The organism is Mycobacterium gordonae (assembly GCF_001417955.2).
GTDB classification, from domain to species: domain Bacteria; phylum Actinomycetota; class Actinomycetes; order Mycobacteriales; family Mycobacteriaceae; genus Mycobacterium; species Mycobacterium gordonae_B.
This window is the reverse complement of record NZ_LKTM01000164.1, coordinates 1-1,817: the sequence shown is the minus strand read 5'-3', so window position 1 is coordinate 1,817 and position 1,817 is coordinate 1. Positions and strand designations below refer to the sequence as shown.

Annotated in this window: 2 protein-coding genes and 2 pseudogenes; all 4 read right to left on the bottom strand. The window is 63.1% G+C overall.

Annotated elements, in window-relative coordinates; all coding sequences use genetic code 11:
- Positions 1-422: 422 nt before the first annotated feature.
- Positions 423-719: an ANTAR domain-containing protein gene (locus tag AO501_RS39355; protein ID WP_372585095.1), complete on the bottom strand. Its 297-nt coding sequence runs from the start codon at positions 717-719 to the stop codon at positions 423-425.
- Positions 699-815, bottom strand: a pseudogene (locus tag AO501_RS39350) (hypothetical protein); the annotation flags it as partial. The gene AO501_RS39355 and the pseudogene AO501_RS39350, both read right to left, overlap by 21 nt.
- Positions 785-1,132 (bottom strand): hypothetical protein, encoded by a 348-nt coding sequence (locus AO501_RS39345; protein WP_079889809.1) that lies wholly within the window; start codon positions 1,130-1,132, stop codon positions 785-787. The gene AO501_RS39345 and the pseudogene AO501_RS39350, both read right to left, overlap by 31 nt.
- Positions 1,133-1,532: 400 nt before the next feature.
- Positions 1,533-1,742, bottom strand: a pseudogene (locus AO501_RS35710) (transposase); the annotation flags it as partial.
- Positions 1,743-1,817: the final 75 nt, after the last annotated feature.

The window sequence follows — 1,817 nt, the reverse complement described above, 5'->3', positions numbered from 1 at the left end:
CATCAATGGCAAACAGGTGGTCCCATGCTCATGGCAAAAACACCCCTGAAGTGGTCCCTTTCACCTGGCAGCCGACACGCAGGGAACGCATGCTGGATGCGGAGGCCGCATCCGCGGGGCCTTTAAGAAAAGAGACACCCAGCGGCTGTGCTGACTCAACTTCCAGCAGACTCGGATGCTGGACGTCTCCGCCACCCGGCCATCACGACGGGCCGCGGTTGCCAATCTTCCCGGATGTGGATGTGGGTTAGCGGTGTTTGTGGGTAGTTCCCCAGACAGGGGGAGTGGTGGTCGCGACACGGAGACTCCCTCTTAGTCCTTGATGGTTCAGCCCGTGTGCCATCAAGGACGTTTCTCCTGGGCCGGCACGCTTGGCTGGCGCACCGACCGCAATCTTTGAGACGTGTTGCGACACAGTCTGTTTAGGTCGACACGTCACCGTTAGTGACGGTGACGATGAGGTGTTGGGCAATGTCGAGCAGGGGGGTGTTGGATTCTTGAGAAAGCTGACGCAGCAGCGCGAAGGCGCCATCGGCGGTGATGCTGAAGCGTTCCATCAGGATGCCTTTGGCTTGACCGATGTCATCGCGGGAGTTCAGGGCGCGGCGTAGCTGCTCTTCGCGCACCACCGCACTCCAGGCCCCAGCGGCCAGCGCCGCCAGATCTGCGGCATTCGCGAGGACGGTGGCATCGAAAGCGTCAGGTCGTTCGGCAGCCAGAATCAGTACTCCCAGCACGAACCGGTCGTGATGCATCGGCAGCGCTGCGATACTGCGCACCGAAGTCACCCGGGCGGCTTCGCTGGTGAACTGCGGCCAGCGCCCCTCGACGGTGAGGTCGGCGACGAGGACGGTGTCCTGGCTGCTGGCGGCGTCCCGAGCCGGACCCCCCCACCATGGTGCTCAGCGTCGTGCAGCATCGCGATAACAGGGTGTCCGGTGATGACGGCTGGGGGCGTGCGCTCCAAGCGCCGAGCTGGCACCGCTATGCCGGCGTAGTTAACGGCCGGAATCTGCTGCTCGATCAGACTCACCAAATCAGCCAGGGCGACCGGCACGGTGCTCAACTCCGCGTGGCGGATCGTGCCCATCACCTCAACAAGCGAGCTCAGCAGTGGCCCGTCGGCAGTCACCCTCCCCGCCCCTCTGGGCCCCAGCGCTACAACCGTCCACGCGTGAAGGGGCCCACGACCACACCGACGGGAGAGCGAGCGAAGAACCATTCCGCCCTGACCACCGGCCGCCCCGGAAGCGGCCGAGTCGAAACCAAAACGGGAACGCTCGCAGCCCGCTCACGGTCAAAACGGGAAAAAGTCACAACGACATCGACGCGGCGATGCTAGATCAGCGCTGCATTTCTCAACACCTGACCCCTGTGGAGGCCACTCCAGCAAGCAGCACAGGCGCAGCCAGCCCTGCCACGCCCGACTGTAATGCCCAACACTGTCACCCGGCCAAAACCTTCACCCAAATCCTGTTCACCTGACAGGTGAACAGGGTCTATCTCGCTAACGGTGTTTCCGGCGTTTTTCATCAGTAGGTTTCGGCTGCCGGGAATCGGTCGGCGAAGGTGATCGCGAACGCATTGAGGGCAGGTTTCCACCGCATCGTCCATCGTGCCCTGCCGACACCGGTCGGGTCCAGTGATCGGGTCACCAGATACAGGCACTTGAGCGCCGCCTGCTCGGAGGGGAAGTGTCCGCGGGCCTTGATCGCGCGGCGGTAGCGGGCGTTGAGCGACTCCTGGGTTATCTGGAGTTCTGCCTAGGATACCTATGGTGACCTGGCGGTTTGTGTCGTGGAGGGTGTCCATGACGC